The 15088-nt window shown below is 33.7% G+C and carries 10 protein-coding genes; 6 read left to right on the top strand and 4 right to left on the bottom strand.

The genetic code is table 11. The features are described from left to right. The first annotated feature begins 405 nt into the window (after positions 1-405). The 6 genes from ABWU45_RS08365 to ABWU45_RS08340 all read left to right on the top strand — a co-directional run bounded on the left by ABWU45_RS08365 (position 406) and on the right by ABWU45_RS08340 (position 6630). Positions 406-1224, top strand: coding sequence for a transporter associated domain-containing protein (locus tag ABWU45_RS08365; protein ID WP_353278525.1), 819 nt, complete (start codon positions 406-408; stop codon positions 1222-1224). 154 nt (positions 1225-1378) lie between these two features. Beyond that, positions 1379-2656: an IS4 family transposase gene (locus tag ABWU45_RS08360; protein WP_353277926.1), complete on the top strand. Its 1278-nt coding sequence runs from the start codon at positions 1379-1381 to the stop codon at positions 2654-2656. A gap of 207 nt (positions 2657-2863) precedes the next feature. Beyond that, complete coding sequence (locus tag ABWU45_RS08355) at positions 2864-3199, top strand: hypothetical protein (protein ID WP_353278523.1); 336 nt, start codon at positions 2864-2866, stop codon at positions 3197-3199. Between the two features lie 190 nt (positions 3200-3389). Further along, the gene (locus ABWU45_RS08350; RefSeq protein WP_353278522.1) at positions 3390-4913 is read left to right on the top strand and encodes a hypothetical protein; all 1524 of its coding nucleotides are present in this window, start codon (positions 3390-3392) and stop codon (positions 4911-4913) included. Positions 4914-5140: 227 nt separating this feature from the next. Next, positions 5141-5848, top strand: coding sequence for a uroporphyrinogen-III synthase (locus ABWU45_RS08345; RefSeq protein ID WP_265022887.1), 708 nt, complete (start codon positions 5141-5143; stop codon positions 5846-5848). Beyond that, positions 5848-6630: an exodeoxyribonuclease III gene (locus tag ABWU45_RS08340; protein ID WP_353278521.1), complete on the top strand. Its 783-nt coding sequence runs from the start codon at positions 5848-5850 to the stop codon at positions 6628-6630. Before ABWU45_RS08345 ends, ABWU45_RS08340 begins: the two co-directional genes overlap by 1 nt. A gap of 37 nt (positions 6631-6667) precedes the next feature. Here ABWU45_RS08340 and ABWU45_RS08335 read toward each other — a convergent pair whose 3' ends face one another. The 4 genes from ABWU45_RS08335 to gyrB form a co-directional block, all read right to left on the bottom strand. Then, entirely contained in the window at positions 6668-7582 is a 915-nt protein-coding gene (locus ABWU45_RS08335; RefSeq protein WP_353278520.1) for a hypothetical protein, read from the bottom strand. A gap of 638 nt (positions 7583-8220) precedes the next feature. Beyond that, on the bottom strand, positions 8221-10749 hold the full coding sequence (gene polA / locus ABWU45_RS08330; RefSeq protein ID WP_353278518.1) for a DNA polymerase I: 2529 nt from the start codon (positions 10747-10749) through the stop codon (positions 8221-8223). A 111-nt stretch (positions 10750-10860) separates the two neighbouring features. Further along, positions 10861-12327: an Asp-tRNA(Asn)/Glu-tRNA(Gln) amidotransferase subunit GatA gene (gene gatA / locus ABWU45_RS08325; RefSeq protein ID WP_353278516.1), complete on the bottom strand. Its 1467-nt coding sequence runs from the start codon at positions 12325-12327 to the stop codon at positions 10861-10863. 186 nt (positions 12328-12513) lie between these two features. Continuing rightward, complete coding sequence (gene gyrB / locus ABWU45_RS08320; RefSeq protein ID WP_264682631.1) at positions 12514-14886, bottom strand: DNA topoisomerase (ATP-hydrolyzing) subunit B; 2373 nt, start codon at positions 14884-14886, stop codon at positions 12514-12516. Between the last annotated feature and the right edge of the window lie 202 nt (positions 14887-15088).

Genomic DNA, 15088 nt, shown 5'->3' with positions numbered 1-15088 from the left:
ATCTACTTTATCTACTTTTTATCTAAACTAAAGTATAACAGTAGTAGTAGTTCTATCAATAAATTGTTATTAACTTAAAATTCAGTAAAAATTAGTATTACTTAGCTTGTGGATAAATATGTTAATAACTTCTCTATACTATTGATTTTCCTTTATGATTTATGTGTATAAGTAAGATGTCTAGAATGTTAGTAATTTTCTTTTATGGAAAAAAGCTTTACTATCATGGATTGTTATATAATTATGTATATGTCATTGAAAAAATTGTTGATCAATTGTTAGTATTTTATTTCAACAAATAATTCACAAATTAATTTGACATTATTCACATGCTTATTAAACATTTAATAACAGTTTTCTTGATAGACCTGATCTAAAGACATTTTCACCATTAAAGGGAATAAATTGAATAAGAAAAGAACCTTAGTAGAAAAAATAGCATACAGAATTTTTCTCTTCCTCTTCAATAAAACTTCTGTGTTAAAAAAGTGTGCATCTGATGCATTAATGCATGATCTGTCAGATCCTAGTATATTCAATAGTCTATTAAAATTCCGTGATTGTAGTATAATGGACATAATGACTTCACGTACTGAGATATGCGCAGTAGACATTGAGTCAAGCAAACATGAGGTAATAAAGAAGGTGAAAAATACTTGCCACACTAAGATACCAGCTTATAGGAATAACTTTGACAACGTAATAGGTTTTTTTTATGTAAAAGATATTATTTTCAATAAGGATAAAAATTTTAATCTGAGAAATATTATACAAAGTGTAATATTTGTCCCATCCTCGATGAAAACAACAAATCTTTTTGTTAGGATGAAATCTTCCAAATCATATCTAGCTATTGTGTTGGATGAATATGGTGGAACTGATGGTTTAATTTCAATGACTGATCTTATAGAAGAATTAATACCAAACATTGATAACGGGAACGAGGTAAATTCAGAATACACCATTACTGAATTATCTCAAAGTAAGTTTGAAATATCGGCAAGGGCCCTTATAAAAGATATAGAGGAAAATCTAAAAATAGAGTTGCGTGACTCTGAAGAAGATTATTCTACACTTAGTGGTTTGATTCTTTCAATTGCTGGTAAGGTACCTTCTGTAGATGAAGTTATAAGATATAAAAATGGTATAAAGTTTATCATCAAGGATGCAAATGAACGATACATTAACAAAATAATACTAGACTTAAGTGATTACAAAAATTAAATTTAATATTTTTTGATGAAAGGTACTTTACCTTGGAAGGGGGAGATTGCAGTCACTGCCATTAAGTTAAGGAAAAGTGATGAACTGTATTATAAAATCAGGTAAGATTCACAAATTAAAAGAAGTAATGACATGAGTAAAAAAAAGAATAATCATGTTTATAAAAAATAAATTGATGAGTTTAAACTTTATAAACGCACACAGAGCATCCTCAAAAGACTTCTCACGAAAAAGAAAGCTGCCCTTCGTTAATGTATTTCTCCTGATTTTTAGAAAGAGTGTAAAGTCATTACAAGTGATGCTTAATGAGTTTGTTCTGCATACAAGAAAAGATTATACAATTACGGCAAGTGCATTTACTCAAGCAAGAAAGAAGCTAAAACATACTGCGTTTTCAGAGTTAAATGATGATATAGTTTCCCTATACTACCAAGATCAGGAATTTAAAACCCACCATGGCTTCAGAGTACTTGCATTTGATGCTTCAATACTGATTCTGCCAAAGAGCGACAAAATAATAGGTGAGTTTAGCTCAAGAGCAGTATGGAATGGAATCCAGAGATTTGAAGACTATACAAGTGCAACCTTTGAAGTTTGCTACGATATGCTAAATAATATTGCAATAAAATCTGTGCTAAGTAGAGGTGACAGCTATGAGGTTGATTTAGCAATCGGTATGCTTGAATCCATAAAATCAGACGATTTGTTAATCTGTGATAGAGGATACGTATCTTATCGATTTCTTGCTGAGCTTACAGGAAGGAAAATCAATTATATAATTCGCTGTTCAAGTTCGTCTTTCAATGAAATAAACGCTATGTTTAAGCCGGAAAGCCCATCTAGTACGGTGGTAGTGTCTACCGCACCTATTAAAGTAGCAAGACAGCTACGAAAGCTAGGATTACCTGATGAGATGAAATTCAGGTTAGTCAAAATAATACTTTCTTCTGGCGAAGTTGAAGTGTTAGTAACATCTCTGTTAGATGAGAAACGTTTTACAGTTGAAGAGTTTGAGAGATTATATTACTTGCGCTGGGGAGTAGAAACATTTTTTTCTAGGCTGAAGGGAAGATTAAATTTAGAGAATTTCACAGGAAAAAGTATTGAAACTATCAAGCAGGATTTTTGGTCAACTATCTTCATCAGTAATCTAGAAAGTATCATGATAGAAGATGATGAAGAGACATTGAGCTCACAGAATAGTAAACTAAAAAAAAGCATCAATAAATCTGTCTCATTTAATGCGATTAAAAACTTAGCCTTTGATATTTTTTCTACAGAGTCAGACATAGACTGCATTATGGATCGACTATCACAGTTATTTTTGATGAACACTTTAGTGGTGAGAAAAGGGAGAAGAGTTGATCGTCATAAGATATCTGATATTCGTTCACTCAACTACCAGAAAAGAGCTAGAAAACATGTGTTTTAAATTCAAGATATCTTTTCAGTATCATTGCATTAGTACATTCTTTGCAAAATAACCTGCAATTATTACTTTTTTAAATAACTTGCACTTTTCAGACTCCCTTTTCTTAAAAATTCACCCTAGTATTTACCATAATTATCAATCACTTCAAATTTTTTGTCCAATCTTAACTTCTCTTTCCCTTAACTTAATGGCAGTGGGGACAAACTAATGATATCTGAACAATTAAAACAAAAAACAAAAGAGATTGATGAGTTAAAGAAAAATTTAAAACAATTACAAGAAGAAAATACACAACTAAGACAAAAAGCTACTAAAGATAAAGGAGTTAATGCATCATCTTTAACAGGTCAAAAAGAGGCTAAGGAAGAAGAAGCTCGAACAAACATACTACAAAACATTATGGATTGGCCTATTCCAATTCCGAATGATAAACCAGAAGAGCAGAAAACTCCATTAGAGCCAACTAAGGTAAATACAGAATTATCAGATCCAAAATCAACCCCTGCTGAGATTCCTAAAAAATCTACTCCTTCAAAAGGATGAGTTTTTGCTTCAACTATAGCTAATCCAAACGAAACATCATACCGCAACAATCACTAATTTTCTGTGCTTTCAAAAAAACACATCAAGTAAAATCATTTGAGTGCAAATGAACATTGTTAGGTGAATTAACCCTAACTTAAGAATCATGTATATACAATATTAGTATGTTTAATTAATAGTGAGGTTAAAAATGTCACCTAGTGAAATAAAATCTAACTCACGTCCTGTTGAAGCTCAACAAGATAATTTGGGTGTTAGTACAATTATGCAAGATTCATTAAGTGCAGATATTGTTCATGATTCTAAAAAACTAAAGGAAAGAATTACTGACTTGTTAAAAGGAGATACAGAATTCTCCAAAATGAAGAAAGGAGATCAGGCTCTTGTAGTAGGTACAGCAAGTGGATTATTTGCAGCAGTGTTACCATTTTTGGCAGTTGGTGCAACACTTGCTATACCAAGTGCTATAGTTGGTCTTACTCTATTTTTCGCTGCGAAAGTTGCTGTAAAAGCAGTTCAATCTGGATATAAAGGGCTCAAATGGTCAGCAGAAAAAACAGTTGAAGGAGCGAAGCATATTGGCGGAAAAATCAAAGATGGTGCTGTATATGCCAAGAATTCGGTAAAAGAAACTGCAAGTTCTGTAAAACAGGCAACACAAGAGAGAGCTAGCTCTACATTAAGAAAAATGGGGGATAACATTCAAAACCTTGGAAGGAAGATGAGTGATAGTGGTGCAAGCATGTCTAGTTTAGATGGCACCGCATATTCAATAGGTAATGAAGATCAAACTGTTATTTTGAAAACAGAAGAAAAAACAAGAAATTTCAACAGTGTAAAGGAAATGCTTACCAAGGAAGTTTTTGAAGACAAGACCGTAAACGGCTCTGCTTTCACTAAGGAAATGTTTTCTAAATTGAGAGGAAAAATATTAGAAAAAGCTTATTCTATTGATGATCAACGAAGTGCCAAAAAGGACCAGTTGATCAACCGATTGAAACAGCAAATAGATTTTTGCAATAAATTAGATGTTAAGAAATTGCAGAATTTGTTAGCTAAAGATAATAACAGCCTCTCTGAAATTTTCTCTGAACATTATGATGAGATTAAGGAAGTTATTAAAGAATGCAAGGAAGAGCATACTCGTTTTAATACTTTAGAAAGGCATAAAGCAAGTTCTATGAATTCACTGGAAAATAGCTTATCAGGTAGTAGTTCAACGAGTTCTATAAGTACTGTTAGCAGCAAAGCAGAATTATTAAATCCTAATGAGCATAAGGAAGTAAAAGAACCTACTTCATTTTGGAGCAAGTGGTCATCATCACTAAAAGGTGGCAAAAAGCCAGAGGAAGTTACTTGCACAGGATATAAAAGGATGCACGCAGATGAGATGCCATCTGCGGAGATAGGAAATAGCCGCTCTCGTGTTGCTCCACAAAAACCACCAAGAAGTAATTCAACGGGTTCTTTAAGTGCTGGCAGTACTGCTACAACTTCTAGCTTTGCCAGTTACCGTAGTAATCCTGATAGTGGGTTCAATTCACCAAGTTCTTCTCCGCAACATGGGATACTCACTAAGGAAAATGGTGAGTTAAAAACCCAAGCTGACTTAAGAAAGACAGGTTCTTTGGACACATTGGTGGGACCTTCTTCAGCAGTAACTGTTGACACTGATGTAGAGCAGCAAGCTCCAAAAACGAATGAAAGACAGTAAACAAAATTACCTACTTTCTTCAAAAGGATGTTACTCAATGAGTAACATCCTTTTTTCCATTTAGTCAAAATGTTCACTTATTTAAGATCAGTTTTCTAGCACTGGGCCAATTATGGAGTTTCTTTTGCCTTTTTTCTAGATTATGCAAGAAACTTAAAAAATGAAAGTTTTTATTCAATAATTTGTGTATAAAGGATATTATTTTACTGCTAGTGAAATAAACCAGAATGAAGTCTATTTTATTGACAAGGCCTTTATTAGATTCGTTGAGCACAAGAAGCACGCTAAAAAAATATGGATACAAAGTTTTTATAGAGCCAGTATTCACAATAAAGTACTTAAATCCTGATATATCTACGTATGAATTTGACGTTGTGATATCTACAAGTAAAAACAGTGTAAAGGCTTTCAGTCAAATATGCAAAGAGGATAACTTTTCGATTATTACAGTTGGTAATTCAACTATGCAGGCTGCAAAAAATTTGGGATTTTCCGATATAATCTCAGCAGACAGCAACGTTGATGGTCTGATATCATTCATAAAATCTCATTATTCAAATGCAATAAAGTTCTTATATATAAGGGGACAAGAAGTATCATGTGACCTAAAAAAAAGATTATCTGAAGAAGGTTTTAACGTAAGAGAAGTTGTACTCTATAAAACAATTACTAAAAGGAGTCTAACTAATAGGTGTAAAAATTTACTATTGGACGGTAAAATTGATAGCGTTGCTTTTTTTTCCTCACAAACTGCAAGGGTATTTTGTTCATTAGTTCTAAAAAGTGGGCTATCTCCTGTGATGAATAATACAGTTGCATATACCATGAGTAAAAACATTGCTGATAGTTTAAAGTTAATCAAGTGGAAAAAAATTATAACATCGAGGTTGCCCACAGGGGAGAGTTTAATTGATATAATTAATAAGGATTGTTGATGCTAAAGATTGCAACTTGGAATGTAAACTCCATACGTAAAAGAATTAACCAACTTTGTAGTTTCATAGTTGATAGTCAGATAGATATAGTTTTGCTGCAAGAGATAAAATGTACGGAAGAGCAATTTCCTTATGCAGAAATAGAAGAATTAGAATATGAATATGCTGTCTATGGACAGGTTGCAAGAAATGGTGTTTGTGTTTTATCTAAATATCCAATACTGGAAAAATTAAAAATTGATGTTGTAGAGAGTCATCAAGAAGCACGTTATATAGAGTGTGTGATAAAACACACCAATAATAAGGTAAGGGTAGGAAGTGTATACGTTCCAAACGGTCAAAGCCCAGACTCTCATACTTTTGAGTATAAACTCAAGTTTTTTGATAACCTATATGAAAGGATGGGCACTTTGTTGAAAAATGAAGAGTTAACTATTATAGCTGGCGATTATAATGTTGCACTGGATGAAATTGATGTTTTTGATTCAAATTTATTAAATGGCCAAGTGTGCTTTCATATAAAAGAGCGTGAGAAATTAAGAGCGATCTTGAATCTTGGTTTTAAAGATGCATTTAGAATATCTCACCTCAACTTACAACAATTCACTTGGTGGCATTATCAAGGTAATTCACTCAGAAACAATCAAGGAATGCGAATAGATCATATGCTGCTATCGCCACAAGCTGAAGATAAATTGGAAATATGTTACATAGATGATAGGTTGCGTAAACTAGAAAACCCATCTGATCATACTCCCGTTGTATGTGTTATAAAACAATAAAAGACCTATTACACAATTCACCTTTGGCAAATAGGTCTTAATTGACTGCTGTCTTTTCTGTGCTTTTGGCTGGCTGATCTATAGTAATTTTTCCATCAAGCATAGTAAGCTGCTCACCCCCTTTATTTCCCACCTGAGAAGCTTGTTTCGGAGTAGGTTGTTTTTTACTCCCGTCAGCAATTGTTTCAAGAGGTCTTTCAATTGGGGTTTTTAAGATATCATCAATGCCATTGCGAATTTTTTCATTCAATTTTTCTCTCTTTTCTATATCATCTTTATCTGGTGAGCTAGGGTCATATAAAGTACCTGGCCTATTATTTGAAAAAAGAACTTCAATTCCTCCCTTTACAGCAAATATTGTACCAATAACAGCAGCAATTATCGCAAGTGTAGTAGGACCAAAAATTAATATTGAAGCAATGGAAAAAAGAATAGGAAGAAAAACTTTACGTAAGAACTTTGTTACCATCTCTTCATCACTAAGTAGTGGTTTATCCTCTCCTTCCTTAACATCTAAAACTTTTCCAAGACCTGGTATTTCTTTTAATAATCCTCTTCCAGGTATTTTACGCTTAAAAAAATCAACAACCCAATCCCCAGCTTCTGTACCACGTACATCATCTAAGCATCCTTCTACTATTTGCTTTACTTTACTATTTTCCTCTATAGTCAATTTTTTCTCTCTAACTTCTTTAAATATAGAAAGTAAAAACTGACAAAAATTCTCTTCACTGAGTGGTCTTATCTCTTCTGGATTGACATTAGTTAGTAGTATCCTCTTATAAGCTAATATAAAAGAATCAGTTATTCCTTTGTCCTTCTTTAATCCGGCTTTAACTTCTAATACTTTTACAAAGTAATCGTAAATTTCCTTATGTTCTTCTTTGAAAATTATCTCACTTTCCTTTATAGGTGATTTTGAAGACTCTGCTTTTACTGGTGGAACTGTCATGGTTGACCTATTTCATTTACCTATGCCATAATTATAGCATATTTTTCGCATTAGTTCAAATTTCCTAAAACCTGTATCGAAAGGGGAAAAAGAAAAGAATAAAGCAAAAAAGAAGAGTAACAAATGATATAAGTGATAAGGGAACGTAAAAAATTGCTTCCATATATTTTAAATCTGATTATAATTACAGTTAGAGATATTTTAAGAGCTCAAAATCTATCTTTGTCTGCAGACTTTTTCTACTAAACAATCAAATTAATTAAAAAATGTAGTGTATCTTCTTCAGTGTATACACGTATACTTAATCTCTGTCGTATGTGCGCTGCACTTTTTTCTAATCTTTTTTACACAGGGGGATTTTATGTTCAGAATTCCAGATACTTGACCTTTATTTTAGCTAAAAACCAATAGGCGCCTATTGTTTAACGCTAATTAAAATAAAAATTTTTCTAATATATAGAAAAATCACTGTTTACTGAAAACGGGGCAAGAAAGCTGCTGATATCACAGAACCTTAGATTATTCCCAAACGTTGTTTGCGTGACGTATGAGCGTGCTCTCCTTACTTCAAGAAGTATTTAATATATGCTTAACCACTTAAGTCCTTTCAAGACAGGTTCTTAGGGTCTACGGTATAATTAAGAAAAGCCCCAGTTGTCGCTAATTTTTATTTCTACTTCAAGTGGTATAGAAATTTCTATCGCATTTTCCATTATATCTTTCATAAGTTTTGCTGTTTCTTGCACTCTGCTCTCTTCCACTTCTACAAGTAATTCATCATGAACCTGGAGGATTATTTTACCTGACTTTAACTGATCAAAAAGCCGAATCATCGCGCGTTTTATTATATCAGCGGCAGTTCCCTGCAGTGGTGCATTTATTGCTGCCCTTTCTGCAAATTGTCTTAGATAAGGAATTTTATTGTTGATGTCTCTTACAAAACATCTTCTACCAAACAAAGTCTCTACATAACCATGATTTCTCGCGATAGATACTGCTTTTTCCATATAGACCTTTATTTCTGGGTAACAAGAAAAATAGTAATTAATGTATTCAGCAGCCTCTTGAAAGGTAATGCCAAGTCGCTTTGCAAGGCCAAATGGACTAATGCCATATATAATGCCAAAATTAATGGTTTTTGCTTTGCGTCTTAATTGCTCATCTATTTCTTGCACTCCAAAAACTTGTCTTGCAGTGATATCATGAATATCTTGCCTGTTTGCAAAAGCTTCTTTAAATGCGGTAACATTTGCAACGTGTGCCAGGAGTTTTAATTCTATTTGTGAATAGTCAGCAGAAATTATCTTGCAACCTTTTGGCACAATAAAGGCTTGCCTGATAAGACTACCTTCTTCGCTTCTGATAGGAATATTTTGTAAATTAGGATTGCTAGAGCTCAGCCTTCCAGTTGCAGTCACAGTGATTGAAAAGCTTGTATGTATCCTACCATCAAGCGGATCAACCTGTTTTATTAACGTGTCAGTATAGGTACCCTTTAATTTACTTGAATGTCGCCAACTTAAAATTTTACCTGCGATTTCTGTCCCCTCCTCTTCAAGTGCCTCTAGAACTTCAGAGTTTGTGCTATAAGACCCAGATTTTGACTTTTTCTTTTTACTTAGCTCCATTTTATTAAACAAAACATCACTTAATTGTTTTGGCGATGCAATGTTGAATTTTTCTCCTGCTAAATTATGTATATCGTTTTCAAGTACAGCAATTAGCTGCTCAAACTTATCAGACAATTCCTGTAGTTTTTGAATATTGAGCAGTATTCCATTTTGCTCCATATCAAATATTACTTTCATGAGAGGTCTATCAAAGCGCTCGTAAATCGTAAAAAGTTTTTCCTGAAATAATCTTTGTGTCAGTTTCTCATGGATCGCTATTAAAATTTTTGCCGAGAAAGTTTCTACATTTTTACTTAAATTGTGTGCAATTATGTTTGGAATGCTGTGATCATGCTTACCTGTGTCAAGGCTGTATGACATGATCATCAGGTCATCAATTGAGTCTAGCACTCTCTCTATTGTAGGAAATATTTCTCTGATCTTTCTAATATCATGTACTATTTTAAGCACCCCATTTGAAAATAAAGTTGAATTTATTATAGTAAGTGCATCTTGTAGGCAGCTTTGATCTATGTAGAAAATATTATCCTCACTACAAGATAAGGAGATTTTGTTCAATCTATTGTTTTCAAAGTGGCAATGAATTGCAATTTTACCTTCATATCTGCAATGCTCCAAAAATTTTTCTAATTCTTCACTACTATATTCTATTTTCTCTTTTGTGCTAGATCCACTATAAGAAAAGAGCTTTTCTACTTTTCCTATCAATGAATTAAATTCATATTTCTTCAAAAAGGATAACAATTTTTCCATATTTGGAGGATGGACTTCATATTTTACAATATCATGTTGAAGATCTACTTTTTTGCATAGTGACAAAAGTTCTCTTGAAATTAGTGCTTTTTCCTTATGCTCAGTAAGAATATTACGAACTCTTGTTTGCTCAATGTTATTGATGTTTTCTATAACGTTATCCAACGAATCAAATTTATCCAGCAATTTAGCTGCAGTTTTTGGGCCTATTCCTGGAACGCCTGGAATGTTATCAGATGCATCTCCAGTTAGAGAAAATAAATCAAGAAGCTTATTTGAATTTACACCAAATTTTTCTATCACTTGTTTTTCATCTACGTATATATTTTTGATAGGATCAAATATTAGAATGTTGTAATTCAAAAGTTGAAATAAGTCTTTATCTGATGAGACTACTACTACTTTAAAGTCTTCGTGGTTGGCATATTTTGCAGCTAGTGTTGCAATTATGTCATCTGCTTCATAGCCTTCAATCTCTTCATAGCTGAAGTTAAAAGCTTCTACCGCTTCTCTCAGTATTGTAAATTGTGGAATTAGATCCTCAGGAGGTGTTACTCTGTTTGCTTTATACTCAGAATATAAACTGTGCCTGAAATTTTTTTTGCCAGAATCAAGTGCTATAGTTAAGTAGTCCGAATGGGAAATATACTTCAGAACCATATTAAGAAAACCGTACACAGCACCTACTGGAATACCAGCTGTGGTAGTCAAATGATGCAAAACGTAATAAGCTCTGAAAAGAAAACCATAACCATCAATGATTGTGAAAGTTTTTTCTTTCATTGTAGATATTTATGTGTGCCTTTGATGGTCTGTTATTTAGCTATAAAAATCAAGCTCTTGTTTTCTATAGCCAAAATAATCATAATGCTATAGTTACTATAAGAAAACATATTACGTAAGGGAATTAACTATTCTGCCACAATTTTGCTCTATCACACTTGCCATATTTAATATTCCAGCTTCATCGTAATAATTTCCAATTACTTGCAAGCCAAGTGGCAAACCTTCATTTGAGAGCCCAACAGGGACAGAAATAGCAGGCAATCCCGCTAAGCTTGCCGGCACGGTAAACACATCATTGATGCACATAATTAGCGGGTCTGGCTTTTCATTTAAGCCAAAAGCCTCTGTTGGAGCAGATGGCACAAGTATGTAATCTATTTTTTCAAACGCTTTTATAAAATCATTTCTGATTAATGCCCTAATGCACTGTGCTTTTTCATAATACTCATTGTAATGACCTGAAGAAAGAGCATAAGAACCAATTAAAATTCTTCTTTTCACTTCTTTACCAAAACCTTCTGCTCTTGTTAGCGAATACATTTCTTCAAGGGTATCAGCATCAACCCTGAATCCATAACGTACACCATCATAGCGAGCAAGATTAGATGAAGTTTCAGCAGAACAAATTAGATAGTAAACCGGTATAGCATATTTAGTATAAGGCAGAGTAATGTTAACAACTTCAGCACCATTTTCTTTTAAATTGGAAGAAACTTTTTCCCAATGATGAACGATTTCATCTGAAATTCCATCCATCTTATACTCTTTTGGTATACCAATGCGCTTACCCTTAATATCACCATTTATAAGATTAGAGAATTTAGGCACTGGTCTTTCGCTCGATGTTGAATCTTTTTCATCATAGCCACAAATTGTTTCCAGCATTAACGCTGAATCAGAAACGGAACGAGTAATTACTCCTGCTTGATCAAGAGAGCTCGCAAATGCAATCATACCAAAACGCGAACACCTTCCATAAGTTGGCTTTATTCCCACTACTCCGCAATAAGCTGCTGGTTGGCGTACAGACCCACCAGTATCGCTTCCTAATGCTCCAGCGCATAAAACCCCAGCAACTGATGCTGCAGATCCACCAGAGGACCCACCAGGAACAACTTTTTCTCCGTCACTTTTTCTAATCCACACATTTTCAACAGGACCAAAATAGCTGTTTGTGTTCGCAGAACCCATAGCAAACTCATCCATGTTAAGTTTACCAAGCATGGCTGCTCCATTTTTTAAAAGCAAGTTAGATACCGTAGATTCATAAGTCGGGATGAAATTTTCCAGCATTTTTGAGCATGCCGTTGTTTTTATTCCTTTTGTACAGAATAAATCTTTAACACCAACTGGTATGCCCATAAGTGGTGAAATATTATCTTTTTGTTTCAAAAAGTATTCATCTGCTATTTTAGCAGCTTTTATCGCGATTTCTGGGGTTTTTGTTACAAATGCATTTAGTTGCTCATTTTCAACTGCATTAACATGCGTCTCTACAAGCTCAACAGCAGAAAAATCTCCCCGCCTAAGTCCATCATGCATCTCTGTAATACTTAGCCTTCTCAATTCATTCATTAATATTCAACTTTAGCGAGGTATTAATTATAACAACAATAGGGCAGAAAATCTATATATTTATGATCGCAAACAGGAATACAACCGAGATCAATTTAGATTTCTGAAATGGATTGGTTAGTAGTACATTTTAAATAGCCGGTTTGGCACACAATGCTGAGCCATAAGGGTTTAGCGTTTCTAAAATCAAATATCAACATCATGTACGTTAAGTGCATTATTATTTATAAAATCACGACGTGGTTCAACTATATCACCCATTAACACCGAGAATATGCTATCTGCTTCCTCACAATCTTTTATTTCAACTTTTAGCAGAGTTCTAGTTTCTGGATTGAGTGTAGTTTCCCAAAGCTGATCAGCATTCATTTCACCAAGGCCTTTAAATCTCTGCAGGGTTAAACCTTTTTTACCATAATCCATCACTATTTTTGCGAGTGCACTTGGAGACTTTATTTTTATTTCAGTTTCTTGCGACTGTAAAAATGAATCACCATTAAATAAGTCAATTATGTTATCAAGAGAACTCAATATATTCCGTATTTCTTTACTTTCAAGCATACTAAGCGAGAATACATATTTGTCTGCTAACCCTTGAAACAATTTAGCAATGTGAATTTCCTCATCTTTTACTTCTACTTCCCAATTATATTCACTATACATCAATTTTAAATATTTTAATATCTCATCAGCAGACAATAGAGCATTCTTTTTGCTTAAAATTAGCAATGATTCTAAGAGATCTTTTGGTATTTCCCTATCATAATTTTTGCTAATGTTTGAAATACTGAGGCACTTATTCAAAACGAAACGCAAATCTTTGCCTACACCATTTAATGTTAATTTTTTAATCGCTGAATTTACTATATACTCTTCAAAATTTTCATCATCTTTGATATAAGTATCTTTAGCATTTTTTGTAACTTTATAGAGCGGTGGCTGCGCTATGTATAAATATCCTTTCTCAATTACTTCACGCATATGTCTAAAAAAGAAAGTTAGAATCAAAGTTCTTATATGCGAGCCATCAACGTCTGCGTCTGTCATAATGATAATTTTATGATACCTAGTTTTTTCAATATCGAAGTGCTCACTCCCTATTCCAGCCCCAATTGCCGTGATCAGAGAGCCAATTTCTGCAGATGAAAAAATACGATCCAGCCCTGCACGTTCTACGTTTAGAATTTTCCCTCTTAAAGCAAGTACCGCCTGTGTTTTACGATTACGTCCCTGCTTTGCAGTACCACCTGCGGAATTACCCTCTACTATAAACAATTCCGATAACTCAGGAACTTTTTCCTGACAATCGGCAAGCTTTCCAGGTAGAGTTGCAATATTAATATTGTTTTTATTTTTAACTAACTCTCGTGCTTTTCTTGCTGCTTCTCTTCCTTTTGCTGATCTAATCGCTCTTTCTACTATACTTGCTGCTAACTTGGGGTCAGTTTCAAGTATTGTACTCAACTTGTCAAAAACTATGCTCTCTACAACTGCCCGCGCTTCAGAACTGACCAATTTATCTTTTGTCTGTGAAGAAAATTTAGGATCAGGCATCTTGAGAGATAAAACACAAGTTAAGCCTTCTCTAACATCTTCTCCAGTCAAATTCACTTTTGCCTTCTTCAAAAAACCTTCATTGTTTGCATAGTTATTGATACATCTGGTTAGTGCAGATCTAAACCCTGCCAAATGCGTACCACCATCCCGTTGTCTTATATTATTTGTGAAGCATAGCATATTCTCATAGTAGGAATCATTCCACTCCATTGATATTTCTACACTGGTACCTAGATCTTTTACATCATCTCTAATGCTGGCAATTTTAGTAACATGTGTCTTATTCTTGTCTAAGTACCGTACAAAATTAGCTGTACCAAAATTATCTTCAGACTCTTTACTATCGTTAAAATGAGACTTTACATGTGGTTTATTACGGAGATCACACAAAATGATCTCAATATTTGAGTTTAAAAATGCCAATTCTCTGATGCGACTCTCAAGAGTGGAGTAACTAAAATCAATACTACTAAAAGTCCCCGTTGATGGCATAAACGTTACTCTAGTTCCTCTTTTATTTGTGTTTTCATTAATTACCTTTAAAGATTCAACAGACTCACCATCTTCAAAGCGTATGAAATATTCCTTCTTATTGCGCCAGATGGTTAATTCCAGCCAACTCGATAACGCATTAACAACTGAAATTCCAACACCATGTAATCCTCCAGAAACCTTATAGGTATTGCTGTCAAATTTACCTCCTGCATGCAATTGGGTCATTATTACTTCTGCTGCTGATATTCCTTCCTCTGCATGAATATCAGTTGGAATGCCACGACCATTATCGGTTACAGATACTGAGCCATCTTCATTTATGCTAACTTCAATCTTACTACAATAACCAGCTAAAGACTCATCTATCGCATTGTCAACAACCTCGTACACCATATGGTGCAGACCAGATCCATCATCAGTATCACCAATGTACATACCTGGACGCTTTCTTACAGCATCAAGACCTCTTAGGATTTTTATTGCGTCAGCGTTGTAGTTACTTTCCATGGAATTGCTTTATTTATAAATATTAATTAATATTACATTTGTATGTGCTGATTAGCAACATCTTTAAGTTGAGAGAAGGATCCTTGACATGTAGATAAAATATAATACATTATCTACACGAAGAGATTTGATATGCTATTTCAATACATAGACTTAAATTGAAACAACCATACAAAATTCTGCTTCATATTTTAAAATAAAT

Source organism: Wolbachia endosymbiont (group B) of Longitarsus flavicornis (assembly GCF_964028135.1).
Taxonomy (GTDB): Bacteria; Pseudomonadota; Alphaproteobacteria; order Rickettsiales; family Anaplasmataceae; genus Wolbachia.
The sequence above is the reverse complement of the archived record's forward strand: the minus strand, read 5'-3'. Positions and strand labels throughout refer to the sequence as shown.

What these genes read in the sequence shown, in the direction of transcription:
- gyrB (WP_264682631.1), bottom strand. Translation starts at nt 14,886, where the DNA reads ATGGAAAGTAACTACAACGCTGACGCAATAAAAATCCTAAGAGGTCTT.
- polA (WP_353278518.1), bottom strand. Translation starts at nt 10,749, where the DNA reads ATGAAAGAAAAAACTTTCACAATCATTGATGGTTATGGTTTTCTTTTC.
- ABWU45_RS08355 (WP_353278523.1), top strand. Translation starts at nt 2,864, where the DNA reads ATGATATCTGAACAATTAAAACAAAAAACAAAAGAGATTGATGAGTTA.
- ABWU45_RS08350 (WP_353278522.1), top strand. Translation starts at nt 3,390, where the DNA reads ATGTCACCTAGTGAAATAAAATCTAACTCACGTCCTGTTGAAGCTCAA.
- ABWU45_RS08360 (WP_353277926.1), top strand. Translation starts at nt 1,379, where the DNA reads ATGTTTATAAAAAATAAATTGATGAGTTTAAACTTTATAAACGCACAC.
- ABWU45_RS08340 (WP_353278521.1), top strand. Translation starts at nt 5,848, where the DNA reads ATGCTAAAGATTGCAACTTGGAATGTAAACTCCATACGTAAAAGAATT.
- ABWU45_RS08335 (WP_353278520.1), bottom strand. Translation starts at nt 7,582, where the DNA reads ATGACAGTTCCACCAGTAAAAGCAGAGTCTTCAAAATCACCTATAAAG.
- ABWU45_RS08345 (WP_265022887.1), top strand. Translation starts at nt 5,141, where the DNA reads ATGAAGTCTATTTTATTGACAAGGCCTTTATTAGATTCGTTGAGCACA.
- gatA (WP_353278516.1), bottom strand. Translation starts at nt 12,327, where the DNA reads ATGAATGAATTGAGAAGGCTAAGTATTACAGAGATGCATGATGGACTT.